Annotated in this window: 16 protein-coding genes; 6 read left to right on the top strand and 10 right to left on the bottom strand. The window is 72.5% G+C overall.

The window, feature by feature from the left end; genetic code table 11:
• The first annotated feature begins 158 nt into the window (after positions 1-158).
• From WJM95_RS25640 to WJM95_RS25630, 3 genes are all read left to right on the top strand, one after another.
• On the top strand, positions 159-833 hold the full coding sequence (locus WJM95_RS25640) for a DUF6230 family protein (protein WP_339132148.1): 675 nt from the start codon (positions 159-161) through the stop codon (positions 831-833).
• On the top strand, positions 833-1,246 hold the full coding sequence (locus WJM95_RS25635) for a DUF6114 domain-containing protein (protein ID WP_339132147.1): 414 nt from the start codon (positions 833-835) through the stop codon (positions 1,244-1,246). The genes WJM95_RS25640 and WJM95_RS25635 overlap by 1 nt, the downstream gene beginning before the upstream one ends.
• 190 nt (positions 1,247-1,436) lie before the next feature.
• Positions 1,437-2,681: a cytochrome P450 gene (locus tag WJM95_RS25630; RefSeq protein WP_339132146.1), complete on the top strand. Its 1,245-nt coding sequence runs from the start codon at positions 1,437-1,439 to the stop codon at positions 2,679-2,681.
• A gap of 26 nt (positions 2,682-2,707) precedes the next feature.
• Here the strand turns inward: WJM95_RS25630 and WJM95_RS25625 are convergent, their stop codons facing one another.
• Genes WJM95_RS25625 through WJM95_RS25605 form a run of 5 tightly spaced genes read right to left on the bottom strand, consistent with a single transcriptional unit; the run spans position 2,708 to position 6,821 of the window.
• Positions 2,708-4,093: a cytochrome P450 gene (locus tag WJM95_RS25625; RefSeq protein WP_339132145.1), complete on the bottom strand. Its 1,386-nt coding sequence runs from the start codon at positions 4,091-4,093 to the stop codon at positions 2,708-2,710.
• Complete coding sequence (locus tag WJM95_RS25620) at positions 4,090-4,692, bottom strand: ATP/GTP-binding protein (protein WP_339132144.1); 603 nt, start codon at positions 4,690-4,692, stop codon at positions 4,090-4,092. The genes WJM95_RS25625 and WJM95_RS25620 overlap by 4 nt, the downstream gene beginning before the upstream one ends.
• Positions 4,670-5,035 carry a DUF742 domain-containing protein gene (locus tag WJM95_RS25615; protein WP_339132143.1) on the bottom strand — a complete coding sequence of 122 codons (366 nt, stop codon included), beginning with the start codon at positions 5,033-5,035 and terminating at the stop codon, positions 4,670-4,672. Before WJM95_RS25615 ends, WJM95_RS25620 begins: the two co-directional genes overlap by 23 nt.
• Positions 5,032-5,445, bottom strand: a complete 414-nt coding sequence (locus tag WJM95_RS25610) for a roadblock/LC7 domain-containing protein (protein ID WP_339132142.1) — start codon at positions 5,443-5,445, stop codon at positions 5,032-5,034. Before WJM95_RS25610 ends, WJM95_RS25615 begins: the two co-directional genes overlap by 4 nt.
• Positions 5,442-6,821, bottom strand: coding sequence for an ATP-binding protein (locus WJM95_RS25605; protein WP_339132141.1), 1,380 nt, complete (start codon positions 6,819-6,821; stop codon positions 5,442-5,444). The genes WJM95_RS25610 and WJM95_RS25605 overlap by 4 nt, the downstream gene beginning before the upstream one ends.
• 215 nt (positions 6,822-7,036) lie before the next feature.
• Here WJM95_RS25605 and WJM95_RS25600 point away from each other — a divergent pair, with 215 nt between their 5' ends.
• Entirely contained in the window at positions 7,037-7,999 is a 963-nt protein-coding gene (locus tag WJM95_RS25600) for a helix-turn-helix domain-containing protein (RefSeq protein WP_339135840.1), read from the top strand.
• A 36-nt stretch (positions 8,000-8,035) separates the two neighbouring features.
• Here the strand turns inward: WJM95_RS25600 and WJM95_RS25595 are convergent, their stop codons facing one another.
• The gene (locus WJM95_RS25595) at positions 8,036-9,412 is read right to left on the bottom strand and encodes a DUF3533 domain-containing protein (RefSeq protein ID WP_339132140.1); all 1,377 of its coding nucleotides are present in this window, start codon (positions 9,410-9,412) and stop codon (positions 8,036-8,038) included.
• A 520-nt stretch (positions 9,413-9,932) separates the two neighbouring features.
• Here WJM95_RS25595 and WJM95_RS25590 point away from each other — a divergent pair.
• Positions 9,933-11,021, top strand: coding sequence for a lysylphosphatidylglycerol synthase transmembrane domain-containing protein (locus WJM95_RS25590; RefSeq protein WP_339132139.1), 1,089 nt, complete (start codon positions 9,933-9,935; stop codon positions 11,019-11,021).
• A gap of 33 nt (positions 11,022-11,054) precedes the next feature.
• Here WJM95_RS25590 and msrB read toward each other — a convergent pair whose 3' ends face one another.
• The 4 genes from msrB to WJM95_RS25570 form a co-directional block, all read right to left on the bottom strand.
• Entirely contained in the window at positions 11,055-11,462 is a 408-nt protein-coding gene (gene msrB / locus WJM95_RS25585; protein ID WP_339132138.1) for a peptide-methionine (R)-S-oxide reductase MsrB, read from the bottom strand.
• A 54-nt stretch (positions 11,463-11,516) separates the two neighbouring features.
• Positions 11,517-12,905: a UDP-N-acetylmuramate--L-alanine ligase gene (gene murC, locus WJM95_RS25580; RefSeq protein WP_339132137.1), complete on the bottom strand. Its 1,389-nt coding sequence runs from the start codon at positions 12,903-12,905 to the stop codon at positions 11,517-11,519.
• A gap of 134 nt (positions 12,906-13,039) precedes the next feature.
• The gene (locus WJM95_RS25575; protein ID WP_339132136.1) at positions 13,040-13,513 is read right to left on the bottom strand and encodes an indole-3-glycerol phosphate synthase; all 474 of its coding nucleotides are present in this window, start codon (positions 13,511-13,513) and stop codon (positions 13,040-13,042) included.
• Between the two features lie 113 nt (positions 13,514-13,626).
• Positions 13,627-14,439, bottom strand: a complete 813-nt coding sequence (locus WJM95_RS25570) for a pyrimidine reductase family protein (RefSeq protein ID WP_339132135.1) — start codon at positions 14,437-14,439, stop codon at positions 13,627-13,629.
• A gap of 37 nt (positions 14,440-14,476) precedes the next feature.
• Here WJM95_RS25570 and zapE point away from each other — a divergent pair, with 37 nt between their 5' ends.
• Positions 14,477-15,586: a cell division protein ZapE gene (gene zapE / locus WJM95_RS25565; RefSeq protein WP_339132134.1), complete on the top strand. Its 1,110-nt coding sequence runs from the start codon at positions 14,477-14,479 to the stop codon at positions 15,584-15,586.
• The last annotated feature ends 15 nt before the right edge of the window (positions 15,587-15,601 follow it).

The raw sequence follows: 15,601 nt of genomic DNA, 5'->3' as shown, positions 1-15,601 counted from the left end.
AACTTCCTCGAAGGCTACTGCCGCGTAACGAGAAAGCCCTTGCAACCGCCGGGAGGCGCGAGGAGGCGTACGCGGCAGCCGCTGTCCGCGCCAGGACAACGTGCCGATGGAGCCCCACCCGCATCGACTTCAGCATCGAACGTGCCCAGGGAGCAGACATGGCCTCGTCCCCGGACGCCACGGCGTCCAACGGTTCCACGCCCGAGAACCCGGAAAGCGGTTCAGCCGCCGCCGGACAGGACAGACGCGGGCGGGTCCGGCTGCGCCGCGCCGCCGTGATGGCGGTACCGGCCACCGTGGTCGCCGCGGGACTGATGATCGCGACGGCGCAGGGCGCCCTCGGCGTCCAGTTCGCCATCTCCGGCATGCCCTTCACGGTCACCGCGACCGAGCTGAACGGCACCGGCTTCGAGCAGTTCGGCGGCCTCGACAACATGGCCGACGACAGCCCCAACGCGGGCGACACCGGCGGCCAGGTCCTCATCGTCACCTCGGCGATCAAGAACGCGACACTGGACCACCTGTGCCAGAGCGTCGACCTGGGGGGCACGAACCTGCTCATCACCGCCGGCAGCGGGTCGGACAAGGTCCAGGCGACCAACCTGACCACCGACTCCACGGAGCTGTCGGGCAACGCCTCCTTCAACAACATCGAGATCGGCAACGACGCCAGCACGCTCGACAAGGCCGGGGTCCAGGGCCCCAAGGGCGTGTTCAGCCAGCAGGCCGACACCGTGCGCATCGCGAACCTGCGCCAGACCAACTACGCGACCACAGCAGGGGTGTTCAAGCTCCCCGGTCTCAAGCTCCGCTTCAGCGACACAGGCTGCTGATGAGTGCCGAGGCGCAGAAGGACGAGACCCTGGACGTGCGGGAGACCTTCCGGCGGTGGCGCGCGAACCGCCCGTTCTGGGGCGGGCTGCTGCTCGCCCTGGGAGGGGCGGAGATCCTCCTCACCGAGAAGGCGTCCCTGAAGGTCGTCCTGCACATCGGGATGCAGGGCCTCGCGGGGTATCTGCTGCCCACCACGATGCTGCTGTGCGGCCTGCTGATCCTCTTCAACCCGACCCAGCGGCTGTTCTACTCCCTGCTGGGCATCCTGCTGTCGCTCGGCACCTGGGTCACCTCCAACCTCGGCGGCTTCTTCGTCGGCCTGCTCCTCGGAGCCGTCGGCAGCTGCCTCGCCTTCGGCTGGCTCCCCGACCAGGAGCCGCGCCGGCGGCTGCTGCGCCGCGAGCACGCCTGAGGCGCGGAGGAACGGCAGGATCCGAACCCCGGCTGGCTTGCCCGCGTGCACAAGCAAAGGCCAATTGCCTGTACGCGCACGGAAGTTGGCACCGTACGCATCCGGCACCCCTGGCATCCCGGCGACCCCGCTCGTCGCGTAGCGTGACGTGCCGTATGCGAATCGGAGTTCGACTGCGGGGAGGCTCCCGATGGCAGAACCACGTCCTTTGGTGATCGACGCGACCGGACGCGACATCCATGGAGAGGCCGCCCGGATCCGCGAGAGAGGACCACTGGCCCGGGTGGAGCTTCCCGGCGGTGTGCAGGCCTGGGCGGTGAGCGGCCCCGAGTTGCTGAAGCGGCTGCTCACCGATCCCCGGGTGTCCAAGGACGCCGCGCAGCACTGGCCCCTGCTGGCGAGCGGCGCGATCACGCCCGAGTGGCCGCTGTTCGCCTGGGTGGCCACGGAGAACATGTTCACCGCGTACGGGGGTGAGCACCGCCGCCTGCGCACCCTGGTCTCCAAGGCGTTCACCGCCCGCAGGACGGCGGCGCTCCAGCCGCGCATCGAGGAGATCACCCGGGAGCTGCTGGACCGCGTGGCGAAGGCCGGGCGCGGGGCCCAGGTCGTCGACCTGCGCGAGGAGTTCTGCTATCCCCTCCCGATCCAGGTGATCAGCGAACTGTTCGGACTGCCCGAGGACCGGGGCCCCGAGCTGCGCGAGCTGGTGGACAGCATGTTCGACACCTCCGCGGAACCGGGCGAGATGACGGCGGCCTACGGCCGGCTGCTCGTCGTCCTGGCCGAACTCGTCGCCGCCAAGCGGAAGTCACCCGGCGACGACCTGACCTCCGGGCTCATCGCGGCCCGCGACGACACGAACGGCACCGCGCTCAGCGAGCAGGAACTGCTCGACACCCTGATCCTCATGGTCAGCGCCGGTCACGAGACGACGGTCAACCTCATCGACAACGCCGTGCACGCCCTGCTCACCCGCCCCGAACAGCTCGCCCATGTCCGGGAGGGCCGCGCGGGCTGGGACGACGTGGTGGAGGAGACCCTGCGCGCGGACGCGCCGGTCGCGAGCCTGCCGCTGCGGTACGCCGTCGAGGACATCGCCCTCTCCGAACTCGGCGGCCCCGACGGCGTCGTGATCGCCCGGGGCGAGGCGATCCTCGCGGCGTACGCCGCCGCCGGGCGTGATCCGGAGCGCCATGGCAAGGACGCCGACCTGTTCGACGTGACCCGCGCCGACAAGGAGCACCTCGCCTTCGGCCACGGTGTGCACCGCTGCCTCGGGGCGCCGCTGGGCCGCCTGGAGGCCCGGATCGCGCTTCCGGCCCTGTTCGGACGCTTTCCGGACCTGCGGCTCGCCGTCCCGGAGGAGGAGCTGAGGCCGGTGGACTCCTTCATCTCCAACGGCCACCGCTCCCTGCCCGTGCACCTCGCCTGAGGCCGGGCACACGCACCCGGCTCCGCTCACTCACCGCGCCACCAGGCCGCCGTCCGCGCCCAGGCGCTCCGCGGGCGGCCGGTCCCGGGCGTCCACGGCCCGGACGCGGGCGGTACGAAGGGCTCGGACGGCGACCGTCCCGCGGTGTCGGTGCGTGCGTCCCCGGTCCGTCCGTCCCCGGCCTGTCCGTCCCCGGTCCGTCCGACGGTTGGGGCGGGCGGAAATGCGACCGGCAGCGCGGCGAGCGCGCGGTGGAACGGGCCGGGACGCCGGCGCAGTTCCTCCACGGGAACCGCCAGTTCCACGTCGGGGACCCGGTCCAGGAGCCGCTCGACCGCGACGGACGCGATCAGCCGGGCCGGGCCCTGCGCGGGACACGTGTGCGGACCGGCGCTCCAGGCCAAGTGGGCGCGATTGCCCGTACGCCGACGGCTCGTCAGGGCGGGATCGGTGTTCGCGGCGGCGAGGCTCACCACCAGCGGCTCTCCGGCGCGCAGCGCGCTTCCCTCGTACACGACGTCGTACAGCGGATAGTGCACCGCGTAGTTGGCGATCGGCGGGTCGGTCCAGAGCACCTCGTCGAGGGCGTCCTCCACGGGCAGGGTGCCGCCGGACAGGTCGCCGGCGAAGCGGTCGTCGGACAGCAGCAGCCGCAGGGCGTTCGCGATCAGGTTCTGCTGCGGTTCGGTCCCCGCTCCCATCAGCACGGCGAGGGTGTGGATCAGCTCCTCGTCGGTCAGTCCGGCCGGGTGCTCCATCAGCCAGGAGGTCATGTCCGCGGCCGGTCTGCGCCGCTTGAGCTCGACCAGGTCGAGCAGCGTGGCGACGAGCAGTTCGTGCGCCTTCCCGGCGTCCACCCCGTCGAACATGCCGGACATGCCCTCGACCAGCCGGACCCCGTGCCCGGCGGGGCAGCCGAAGAGGTGGTTGAACACGAGCAGCGGCAGGACCTGCGCGTACTCGCCGAGCAGATCCGCCGTGCCGCGCGGAGCGAACCGGTCGATGAGGGTGTCGGCGCCGCGTTCGGCGTAGCCGCGCAGGGTGGAGGACTCGACGCGGGCGAGCGTGTCGGTGATCGCGCCCCGCAGCCGGGCGTGCTCCTCGCCGTCGCTGAACAGGGCGCTGGGCCGGTACGTCATCATCGGGAGGACCGGGCTGTCCGCCGGGACGGTCCCGTCGGCGAGATCACGCCAGTGCCGCGGGTCCTTGGAGAAGGTCTCCGGGCTGCGCAGGACGTGCAGCGCGGCCTCGTACCCGGTGACCAGGGTGGCCCGGACGCCGGGGGCGATCTCCACGCGCGCGGTCGGCCCCGACGCGCGGAGCCGCCGGTAGACCGAGGCGGGATCGGACGCGAACTCCGGCCCGTACAAGGGCTGATGGGCCGGGCAGCCGGGGGGCGGTTCGGCTCTCACGCGTTCTCCAAGTCGCCGGTGCGGGCCAGCAGATGAGTGACGAGGGCGATCAGCGTCTCGGTGGCGGAGATCCGGTCGCGGGCGTCGCAGCGCAGCAGCGGGGTGGCGGGCGGCAGGTCGAGAGCCTCGCGCACCTCGTCGAGGCCGTGCTCGGGCATGCCGTCGAAGTCGTTCAGGGCGACGGCGTAGGGGAGCCCCAACTCCTCAAGCAGGCCCATGACTTCGAAGGAGTGGTCGAGGCGCCGGGTGTCGGCGAGGACGAGGGCGCCGAGCGCTCCGCGGGTCAGGTCCCGCCAGAGTCCGGTGAAGCGTCGCTGTCCGGGGGTGCCGAACAGGTAGAGGACCAGGCTGTCGTTGAGGGTGACACGGCCGAAGTCGAGGGCCACCGTGGTGGTGGTCTTGCCCCGCACGCCCACCAAGTCGTCAACGGATGCGCCGACTTGGGTCATGACCTCCTCGGTGCGCAGCGGGGGTATCTCGGACAGCGCGCCGACGAACGTGGTCTTGCCGACCGCGAAGTGGCCGACGACCAGCAGCTTCACGGCGGTCCGCACCCCCTCGGGCAGGTACACGGTCTCAGAGGCGGGAGCGCAGTCCATCGAGCACCTCCTTGAGGACGCGGGTGTCGGACGGCGGCCCGGCGGAGGGGATCGGCGCGCGGGTGACGAGGTGACCGCTGTCCATCAGGTCGGCGACCAGCACCTTGGTGACGCTCACGGGCAGCTCCAGATGGGCCGCCACCTCGGCCAGGGACAGAGCACCGGGCCGGCACAGCTCCATCAGCCGCCGTTTCTCGGGGCTCAGTCCGGTGAGCGGCGGCCCCGCGGCGGCGATCAGCAGGGTGACGAGGTCGAGAGTGTTGCGCGAGGGCCGCGAACGCCCGCCGGTGACGACGTACGAGCGCACCAGCCGTTCCCCGGGACGACCGCCGGGCGGTGTCATGCCGGTCTGCCGGTGTCCTGCCGGGCGGGGCTGGCCAGTTCCTTGCCGAGCCGGTCGACCATCTTGTGCATGCGGTAGGTGACCGCCTCGATGTCGACGTCCCCGGTCGTGGACACCGCGAGATGGGTGCCCTCGCCCGCCGCGACGAGGAAGACGTAGCCGTGCGCGAACTCGATCAGGGTCTGCCGCCACGGCGTGTCCGGGCTGCCGCAGAACTCGGCGGTGCTGCGGCTGATCGACTGGACCCCGGACAGACCGGCGGCCAGCCGCTCGGCGTCGTCCCGGCCGATGTCCGCGGAGTGGGCGCGGAGCATGCCGTCGGCGGACAGCAGGATCGCGTGCCGCGCTTCGGGCACCTTCAGGACCTCGTCGAGCATCCACCCCAGCTCGTTGGTCATGGGCGCGGTCATCCCTGTGTGCTCCCTTCGGTCGGACGGGGTGGGGCGTCCGGGGCCGCGGGGGTGGCCGCCGGGGTCGCCGAGGCGTCCTGCTCCGCGCGGCCGGTGCGGGTGCCGCGGGCGAACGCGCCCATGCGCCGCGCGTTCTCCTCGGCCGACCGTTCGCCGGTGTCCTCGACGGGTGCGGCGGCCGGATCCACCGGGTCCGGCTGCCGCGGGGCTCTGCGCCGCCGCTTCGGCAGGCCGCCGGCCGTGGTCGTCCCGACGGGCTCGGCCGACCGCCGGGTGGGCAGCGGCGGCACGGACGGCGGTCTCCCGCCCGTCGGCGCCGGTACGGCCCGTGCGGGCACCGGGGCGGCCGGGACCGGACGCGTGAGCAGGGCGGCGGGCAGGAACAGCACCGCCCGGACACCGCCGTAGGGCGAGCGGGTGTCCACCGAGACGCTGAATCCGTACCGGGCGGCGAGCACGCCGACGACGGCGAAGCCGAACTGCGGAGGGTCGCCGAGCCGGGTGACGTCCACCGGATCGCGGCCGGTCAGCAGTCCGGCCGCCCGCTCGACCGCCCCGGCGTCCATGCCGACACCGGCGTCGTCGACGACCACGCAGGCGCCGTTGTGCGCCGCCTGGACGGTGACCTCGACGGTGGTGTCGGGCTGCGAGTGGCGCGCCGCGTTGTCCAGCAGTTCGGCGACGGCGAGGACCACGGGTTCCACGGCCCGGCTCTCGACGGCGATGTCGACCTGTCCGTTGACACGCACGCGCCGGTAGTCACGGACCCGTGAGGTGGCGCCCCGCACCACCTCGACCAGCGCGGACGTGCTGCGCTGGCGTCCGGGCCAGGAGCCGCACAGGACGGCGATCGCCTGCGCGCGGCGCCCGAATTGGGCGTTGGTGTGGTCGATCTCCAGGAGGTCCCGCAGGATGTCGGGGTGGTCGTGCCGGTCCTGCATCTCGGCGATGGCGACCTGCTGTTCGTTGGCGAGTGCCTGGATCGAGCGCATGGAGGCCTTGAGCGCGGACTTCGCGGACCGGTCGGCACGTGCCCGGGCGTGTCCCACCGCTTCCGAGAAGCGTTCGAGGACGGTGTCGAGCTGCTTGGCGAAGTCCGTGCCGGCCAGCCGGGCGTCGAGCGGGCCGGTGTCGAGGGGGACGGCGTCCTGGGCACCCGGTCCGTGGTGCCGGTACGGGGTGTCCTCCAGGACGGGCAGACGGACCTCGGCCAGGTGACGCAGCTCGTCGTCGCGGGCGCGCAGGTCCTGCGCGAGATCGCCGGTCCGCCGGCGCTGCCGTGCGCTGATCCCGCGTTGGCGCACCAGCAGCACGGTGACGGCGAGCAGGCCGGCGGCCAGGCACCAGGACACGGCCTCCGGTATCCGATCGGTCATGGTCCTCAAGTCCTTTTGCGCGACGACGCATTACTGGGGCAGGAGCAGGAAAAGTGAGGGATGGGGCGCGAGTTGGCGGGGCGGATGACGGTAGCCGCGCACCGGCCTTCACGCTTTCCCTCGCGCGCAAGGAAATTGCCCCCATGCGCACCGGCTGTGTGCACTAGGCTGACACCGCGTAACTGCCCTCACCCGTACGGGAGTCGATGGTGGCCTTGCCCACGGGGAACTACCTGGTGGAAGTCCGGTCGACGGGCGCGGTGGAGCCGTCCGAGCGCGCCGACTTCTGGAGCGAGCACATCGGGTCGTACCAGTCCCGGATGGGCTACCGGTACGGACGCGCCGAGGACTTCCACGGGCGGACGGTCCGCCAGCGTACCGATGCGTACCAGCTCGTCAGGTTCCGGTCGGACGAGATCGAGTACAGCAGGACCGCGCGGCAGATCCGCGAGGACCCCGACGGGGACTACCGGTTACTGCTTCCGCTGACCGGACAGATCGTCCTGCGCCAGGACGGCCGAGAGGCACGGCTGACGCCGGGGACGGGCACCCTCGTCTCGTTCGGATCGCCCTTCCAGTGCCTCCAGGACGCCTCCACGCAGGCGTTCGTCCTCACGATCCCGGCCCGCGAACTGGACGGGCCGCTGAACCGCAAGTCGCCGCTGGCCGTCGGCCTCGACCTGAGCAGGGGCCTCGGCCGGGTCGTCCGCTCGATGCTCGACGGTCTGCACGCCGAGCGCGACGACCTCACCGACTCCCAGTTCAACGCCGTCGCCGACCGGGTGGTGGAGCTGCTGTGCATGCTCACCACCGGCGACGACCGTCCCGACGGCGGCCGTCATCTGACCGACGTGGAGGCGGTGGTGCGCCGCCACGTCCGCGAGCACGCCGCCGACCCCGGCCTCACCGGTACGTCCATGGCCCGCGCCCTCGGCTGGTCGCTGCGCCAGATCCAGCTGGCCCTTCAGCGCGCGGGCACCACCCCCCGTGACCTGATCCGCGAGGAGCGGCTGCGACTGGTCCGCGAACGGCTCCGGTGCGGGGACTGCGAGCACCTGACGATCACCGACCTCGCCTACGCCTCGGGGTTCTCGTCGGCGAGCACCCTGAGCACCGCCTTCCGGCAGCGCTTCGGGGTGAGCCCCCGCGAGATGCGCAACGGCGTCCGCGGAACGTGACCCGGGGGCTCCGTCCTCCGGGCGCCGACGGCCCGATCAGGCCGGGGCCGCGGGACGGCCGGCCGGGTGGGCCGGCGGCTGGGGGGTCAGCCGGTCCAGGCCCTTGCGGTCGTAGTAGCGGGTCATCGCGAAGCCGAAGACGAGGGCGAGCACGGCACCGACGCCGATCATGAGCCAGGCGCGGCCGAGCCCGGCGTCCGCCCGGGCGTCGAAGAAGAGGATGGCGCGCACCCCGTCGCTGAGCTGGCGCATGGGCTCGAAGACGGACAGGAAGCGGTAGAAGCCGGGGACGGCCTGGAGCGGGACGGTGGCGCCCGAGGACGGCAGGCCCAGCACGATGAACACGAACATGGACACGAGCTGCCCGATCCCGCCGAACGCCGCGTTGATCGCCTGGACGCCCAGTCCGACGGCGAGGCTCGCACAGTAGGAGTAGATCCACAGCAACGGCAGGTGGGTGGCGTCCATGCCGAGGATCGCGACGGTGGCCACCATGACCAGGGAGACCGTGAGCACGGTGATCCCGGCGGTCATGGCCATTTTCAGGAGCAGGGTCTGGGTGCGGCTGATCGGGACGGTCGGGCGGCGGGTGTGCCAGGGGCCGATCTCGTTGTCGGCGTAGCCGAGGGCCGTGTCGACGCCGGTGCTGATCAGGTTGCCGCCGAGGAAGCCGGCCAGCACCAGGAGCAGGGTGTAGTAGAACGCGCTGAGGCCGAGACCGCTGTGCGCGCCGATGGGGTGCCCGATACGGGTGACGACCTGGACGGGGTCGGCGAGGAGCAGCCGGGTGGTGGAGTCCGCCCGCGCGGTCACGGGCGACGCGGTCAGCTGCTTGCCGATGGTCGCGGAGGTCTGCTGGGCCGCGGCCGTGGTGATCCGGCCGGCCAGCGACGAACCCAGGCTGCCCATACCCGGGTTGGTGAGTACGGTCATGGTGGGCCGGACCGTGGCGTTCGCCGTGGTCAGCGCGGTCAGGGAGGCCGTGAAGTCCGCGGGCACGACGAGGGCGCCGTAGATCTTGCCGGAGGACAGCTCGTCCTGGGCCTGCGCGCGGGTGAGTCTGCGCCAGCTCGCCGTACCACCCGTGTCGTTCGCGACGATGGCCGCCGTGACCTGCGTGCCCGCGTTCTGCCGCTGTCCGGGCGGCGGTTTCCCGGTGTCCTCGTTGACCAGCCCGATCGGCAGATGGCGCAGATGGCCGTTCGGGTTGACGATGCCGCCCATGTAGAGCAGCGACAGCAGCAGCGCGAGCAGGCCGGTCAGCACGGTGGGCACCAGCCACAGCTTCGGACGGCGCAGGAGCACGGCGGCGCGGGCCTGGGCGGGGGGACCGGAGAGGCCGCCGCCGGCGCCCGCTGCGCCCACGGGCTTCTCGGCGCCGTCGTCCGCGGGGTGATTGCTGTCGGCGTCCATGGTTCTCCGTAGGTTCCGGGATGGCACGGGGCGGCGGTGGTCGCGCGGCCCCCGGCCGGGGAGTCCGGGGCCGCACGTCAGGTCAGGATCGGGGGTGCGCGCGGGTCACGGACGACGACTCGCCGTACCCGGGGCGGCGGCCCACGGCTTCACCCCCGGCGGCGGTGCACGACCCCGCTCCGGGCGGCGGTCGACGGCCTCAGCTGAAGCGGCGGCCCGCGGAATCGCACAGGGCCGAGGACGAGGACGCGATCTCCACGCCCACCGGCGCCCCGACCGGACTCCCCCGGGCGTGCCCCTCGGCCCCGGGTCCGGATTCTGCGGTCGCGGGGGCGCCCTGCGGGTCGTACGTTCGTCAGCGCGGTCGGCGTCTCCGGCCGTGTCGCCCACACGGTGGTCCCGCTTCCACTCCCGGACACCGTGGCGTCACACCGAACGGGAACGTTCTCCCCGTCCCCGTTGCATCGCCTCGGATCCGTCCGTCCGTACCCGGGCGTGACGCGGAAGGACGACGTGCGCCGTGTCCCTGCCCCCGCTCGAGAGCCTCCCCACACCCGCCCCGGCCACCGCCACGGCGACAGCCGCACCCGTACCCCCACCCGCACCCGGTCACGGGCCGTGCGTCACCCGGTCGGGCGCCGCCACCCGCCTGACCTCCCTCACCCGTGTCACGTCGCTCAACCGCCCCGCCCGTCTGGTGCTCGCGCTGCTGCCCCTGCTGGTCATCGGGACCTGGGCGGCGCTGGACCGGAGCGCCTGGCGCGGCGGCGCCGCACGACTGGCAGGCGCCGACCCCTGGTGGCTGCTCTCCGGGGTCTTCTTCACCCTGCTGGGCTGGGTGGTGGCCGCGTGCATCCGGCAGGGCGCCCTGCCCGAGAGACTGCCGCCCGGGCTGCTCCTGGCGTCACAACTGGCCGCGGGGGCCGCCAACCTGGTGCTCCCGTCGAGCATCGGCGCCCACGCGGTCACCCTGCGCTTCCTTCAGGGCCGAGGCATCCCGCTGGCGCGCGCCACCGCGTCGCTCGCCCTGTACTCGCTGGTCAAGCCGGTGGCGAGGATCCCGGTGCTGATCCTCTTCCTGGTGGCGCTCGAAGACACCCGCAGACTCGGCGGACTCGTCCCGGACAGCCGGACACTGCTGCCGGTGGCGGGGGGCGTGGCACTCGCCCTCGCGGCCGCCTGCCTGCTCCTGACCCTCGTCCGCCCGCTGCGCCGCCCGTCCCTCGGCTTCCTGCGCACCGCGCTGACCGACGTACGGATCCTGCACACCCGGCCCAGCCGTGTCCTCGCCCTCTGGGGCGGCTCGGCCGCGGCCCCGGTGCTCCAGGGGACCGTGATCGCCTCGGTCGGCTTCTCGCTCGGGCTGCCGTTGTCGTGGGCGCAGGTGGTGTTCGCGCTGCTGGTCGCCAGTACGGCCGCCGGTGCCGTACCCGCGCCGGGCGGCATCGGCCCGGTGGACGCGGCCATGGTCTTCACCATGGCCGCGCTGGGTGCCCCGATGGGTCTCTCGACGGCCACCGTCATCACCTACCGCGTGCTGACGGTCTGGATCCCCCTGATCCCGGGCACCCTCGTCCTGTCGGCCCTGGTGCACCGCAAGGTGCTGTGAACGGGGAAGGGGCCCGGGGGCCCCTCCCCGCGGTCAGCCCTCGTCCGGCGTCAGCCGCAGCGAGATGCTGTTGATGCAGTACCGCTGGTCCGTCGGCGTCGCGTAGCCCTCGCCCTCGAAGACATGGCCGAGGTGCGAGCCGCAGCGGGAGCAGCGCACCTCCGTGCGCACCATGCCGTGCGAGCGGTCCTGGATCAGCTCGACGGCGTCGGAGTCCTTCGGGTCGTAGAAGGACGGCCAGCCGCAGTGCGACTCGAACTTCTCCGTGGAGGTGAAGAGTTCGGCGCCGCAGGCGCGACAGGAGTAGACGCCCTTCGCCTTGGTGTCGGTGTACTCGCCGGTGAAGGCGGGCTCGGTGCCCGCCTTGCGCAGCACCGTGTACTCGGCCGGGGTCAGCTCCGCGCGCCACTGCTCGTCCGGCTTTTCGATGTCGTACGACATGAAGCTCAACCCCTCACGTTCAAGGAGGCCCGCTGGGGGCCACGGTTCACTCGGTCACTCGGCCAGGCGGGCGAGGATCTCGGGTCCGAGATCGGTCACGTCGCCTGCGCCCATGGTGAGAACGAGATCACCGGCCTTCGTCATTCCCGCGACGACGGACGGGACCTCGGTCTTGTCGTGGACCGGCGTCACCTCGGCGCCCGCGGTCCGGGCGGCCTGGATGATCAGCTCGCTGGTGACACCGGGGATCGGGTCCTCGCGGGCCGGGTAGATGTCCAGGACGACCGAGGCGTCCGCCAGTGACAGGGCCTCGCCCATCTCCTTGGCCAGCTCCTGGGTGCGGGAGAACAGGTGCGGCTGGAAGACCACGAGGATGCGGCCCGAGGCCCCGGCGCGCATGGCCTCCAGGTCGGCCGTCATCTCGGTCGGGTGGTGCGCGTAGGAGTCGACGACCTGGACGCCGGCCGCCTCGCCCTTGAGTTGGAGGCGGCGCTTGACACCGGTGTAGGAGGCGAGTGCGGGGGCCAGCTCGGCGGCCGGGATGCCCAGGGCGGCGCCCGCGGCCAGCGCGGCCACCGCGTTGTGCGCGTAGTGGCGGCCGGGGACGGAGACCGTGAAGGTCAGCTCGGCGCCGTCCAGCAGGACCGTCACCTCGCTCTTGAGGCCGTGCGGGACCACGGACAGCACCCGGACGTCCGCGTCGGCGGCGTCGCCGTACGTCACCACGCGCACGGAGCGGCCGGCGAGGCGCCGGGTCAGCTCGCGGGCGCCCTCGTGGTCCGCCGAGATCACCAGCGTGCCGCCCTCGGTGACACGGTCCACGAACGTCTCGAAGGACTCGTAGATCTCTTCCATGGACGCGTAGTTGGCGTGGTGGTCGAGCTCGACGTTGAGGATGATCGCGACTTCGGGCGCGTACTTGTGGAAGCTGCGGTCCGACTCGTCGGCCTCGGCGACGAAGATCTCGCCCTCGCCGTGCAGGGCGTTCGAACCGGGGGCGTCGAGGTCGCCGCCGATGGCGTACGACGGGGCGAGGCCGAGCGTCGACAGGGACACGGCCAGCATCGAGGTGGTGGTCGTCTTGCCGTGGGTGCCGGCGACCGCGATCGGGCGCAGTCCGTCCATCAGGCGGGCGAGGGCGTCCGAGCGGTGGACGACCGGGATGCCGAGCTCGGCCGCGCGGGCGAGCTCCGGGTTGTCCGCCCGGATCGCGGAGGAGACCACGACGCAGGTGGCGTCCGGGGCGAGGTGGCCGGCCGCGTGGCCGATGTGGACCGTCGCGCCCAGCGCGCGCAGCGCCTCGGCGGTGGCGGACTCCTTCGCGTCACTGCCCGCCACGACGGCTCCGCGCTGGGCGAGGATCTTCGCGATGCCCGACATCCCGGCGCCGCCGATGCCGATGAAGTGCGGTCGGTCCATCGCGGTAGGAAGGCCGGGTGCCATGCGTGTTTCTCCCCAAGATCCGGTACGAAGGTGGGCGCGTTCTCCCGAAGGGAACGCGGGCCCAGCCTATTGGGTACGCGGGACGGCGCCTCACAAGGGACACCGGGGCGCCGTGCGCGGGGCCGGGGACCGGGTCACGCCTTGCTGTGCGAGAACAGCTTCAGGACCGGAACGCCCACCTTGTGCCGGGCCCGGGAGGCCCAGTCGCGGTGGAAGAACTCCTCCACGTAGTGCGGGTCGGTCAGCACGATGACCTCGTCGGCCTCCACCTGGTCGACCAGGCTCTTGAGCGCGTCCAGGGGATGGTCCTCGATCAGCCGGCCCTCGGCGGTGCTGCCGGACGCCCGCAGCGCCACCAGCGACACCTCCAGCGCCCGCTCGCCCTGGCCCGCGGCCTCCTCGCCCTCGGGTGTCTCGCCCTCGCGGGCGGCCTCGTCGATCTCGCCCATCGCGACGTCGTCGATGGCCCGCAGCAGCCGGTCCGCCTGGTCGCCCCGGGGCTGGAGCAGCACGTGGAAGGCGACCGTCTCGTCACCGTGCAAGGTGGTGACGAACTCCACGTCGGCGGACGTCAGGGCCTTCTCGATCATCAATACGCTCGTGAACACGACAGGCGCCCTTCTCGTCCGTGGGCCGTCACGGCCCCCTGCGGAAACCATCCTGCCCCGTAACAACACGGGTACTGCGCGAATTAGTGTGCCCGGGCGAAGAGAAACGGAATCTAGGATTCCGACTGCCGGTCAGGTCGACGGTAGCGGCTGTAGAGGAACCCGGCCTCTTCCAGCAAGGACGTCAGTTCGAACCGCTGGGGAACCGGCACCGAGGGCCCTCCGGCGATCCGCTGCGCGCCGCCCGCCACGAGCATCGGGGACAGCGTCACGCACATCTCGTCCAGGACGCCCGCCGCGATGAACTGGCCGAGCAGTCTGGGCCCGCCCTCGGTCAGCAGCCGGGTGTGCCCGAGGCCGCCCAGGGCCCGTACGGCACGGGCGGGATCGATCCCCGCGCCGTCCCCCGCGACCACCACCCGCGCCCCCGCCCGCTCGGCCGCGGCGACCCGCTCCGGGGCGGCCGCCGCGCCGGTCAGCACCAGCGTGGGCACCAGGGGCGAGGTGAACAGCGGCAGCGAGAAGTCCAGGTCGAGGCTCGCGGTGACCACCGCGATCGCGGCCGCGGGACCCTGCCCGGCGGCCTCCCGCCGGGCCGCGAAGGCTTCCCGCGCACGGGCCGGACGGTAGCCCTCCTGCCGGACGGTCTCCGCCCCGACGACCACGACGTCCGCGAGCCCCCTGAGGACTCCGAAGATCCTCATGTCGGCGGCGTTCGAGATGGGCTGCGAGCGCCCCTCGTGCTGGGCCGCACCGTCGAGCGTGGACACCATGTTGGCCCGCAGCCAGGGCGAGCGGACGTCCGGGTAGGCGTAGGCCTCGGCCAGTTCCCCGAGCTCCCACTCCCGCTCCGTCCCATCCGTCCCGGAAGCCTCGGCGGAGGCCTGGGCTGCTGTTTCATAGGTCACAGGGAACAGGCGTCGCATGACGTGCAGTGTGGCACGGCGCATAGAGTGGGTAACCGTGTCGTCCACCTCCACCGCCTCCGCGATCGACCCGATAGCCGAAGCGGCCCCGCTGTCCCTGTGCGCCCGCGAGCCGCACGTCCCCGCCGACCGGCTCGTCGCCGAGATGGTGCCGCCGCCACGCTTCGACTCGGTCCGCTTCGCCACGTACATCCCGGACCCGAACCAGCCCAGCCAGACCGAGGCCGTCGGTGTCCTGGAAGGGTTCGCGGCCGGGCTCGGCGGAGCGCACGCCGTGGGCGCGCCCAGGCGCAGGCTCTTCGGCTTCGGCAAGGCCGCGAAGACACCGGCCGGCCCCCGGGGCGTCTACCTGGACGGCGGCTACGGCGTCGGCAAGACCCACCTCCTCGCCTCCCTGTGGCACGCGACCCCGGCGGAGCCCTCGCTCAAGGCGTTCGGCACCTTCGTGGAGCTGACCAACCTGGTCGGCGCGCTCGGCTTCCAGAAGACCGTGCAGACCCTCTCCGAGCACCGTCTCCTGTGCATCGACGAGTTCGAGCTCGACGACCCGGGCGACACGGTCCTCGTCTCGACCCTGCTCGGCAAGCTGGTCGACGCGGGCGTGGCACTCGCCGCCACCTCGAACACCCTTCCGGGCAAGCTCGGCGAGGGCCGGTTCGCCGCCGCCGACTTCCTGCGGGAGATCCAGGGCCTGTCCGCGCGGTTCCGTCCGCTGCGCATCGACGGCGACGACTACCGCCACCGCGGCCTGCCCGAGGCGCCCGCCCCGTTCTCCGACGAGCAGGTCACCAAGGCCGCGTACGCCACCGACGGCGCGTCCCTCGACGACTTCCCGCATCTGCTCGGACACCTGGCACGCGTCCACCCCAGCCGGTACGGCGCCCTGACCGACGGGGTCGAGGCGGTCTGCCTCACCGACGTCCAGGCCGTCCCCGACCAGTCGACGGCGCTGCGGCTCGTCGTGCTCGCCGACCGGCTGTACGACCGCGAGGTGCCCGTCCTCGCCTCCGGAATGCCGTTCGACCGGCTGTTCAGCGAGGAGATGCTGAACGGCGGCTACCGCAAGAAGTACTTCCGCGCGATCTCCCGGCTGACCGCGCTCGCCCGCGACGCGAAGGGGCTCGTGGAGGGCCGGGAAGCCCAGTAGGCGCGCCTGGCACCG

The sequence above is a fragment of the Streptomyces sp. f51 genome (genome assembly GCF_037940415.1).
GTDB lineage: Bacteria > Actinomycetota > Actinomycetes > Streptomycetales > Streptomycetaceae > Streptomyces.
Note: the sequence above shows the minus strand (reverse complement) of the source record. Positions and strands in the feature narration are given on the sequence as shown.

Bases quoted from the DNA above. Each gene is read 5' to 3' on its own strand.
- WJM95_RS25640 (WP_339132148.1), top strand. From the start codon at position 159: ATGGCCTCGTCCCCGGACGCCACGGCGTCCAACGGTTCCACGCCCGAG.
- WJM95_RS25630 (WP_339132146.1), top strand. From the start codon at position 1,437: ATGGCAGAACCACGTCCTTTGGTGATCGACGCGACCGGACGCGACATC.
- WJM95_RS25570 (WP_339132135.1), bottom strand. From the start codon at position 14,439: ATGCGACGCCTGTTCCCTGTGACCTATGAAACAGCAGCCCAGGCCTCC.
- WJM95_RS25595 (WP_339132140.1), bottom strand. From the start codon at position 9,412: ATGGACGCCGACAGCAATCACCCCGCGGACGACGGCGCCGAGAAGCCC.
- WJM95_RS25615 (WP_339132143.1), bottom strand. From the start codon at position 5,035: ATGACACCGCCCGGCGGTCGTCCCGGGGAACGGCTGGTGCGCTCGTAC.
- WJM95_RS25605 (WP_339132141.1), bottom strand. From the start codon at position 6,821: ATGACCGATCGGATACCGGAGGCCGTGTCCTGGTGCCTGGCCGCCGGC.
- msrB (WP_339132138.1), bottom strand. From the start codon at position 11,462: ATGTCGTACGACATCGAAAAGCCGGACGAGCAGTGGCGCGCGGAGCTG.
- murC (WP_339132137.1), bottom strand. From the start codon at position 12,905: ATGGCACCCGGCCTTCCTACCGCGATGGACCGACCGCACTTCATCGGC.
- WJM95_RS25635 (WP_339132147.1), top strand. From the start codon at position 833: ATGAGTGCCGAGGCGCAGAAGGACGAGACCCTGGACGTGCGGGAGACC.
- WJM95_RS25620 (WP_339132144.1), bottom strand. From the start codon at position 4,692: ATGGACTGCGCTCCCGCCTCTGAGACCGTGTACCTGCCCGAGGGGGTG.
- WJM95_RS25610 (WP_339132142.1), bottom strand. From the start codon at position 5,445: ATGACCGCGCCCATGACCAACGAGCTGGGGTGGATGCTCGACGAGGTC.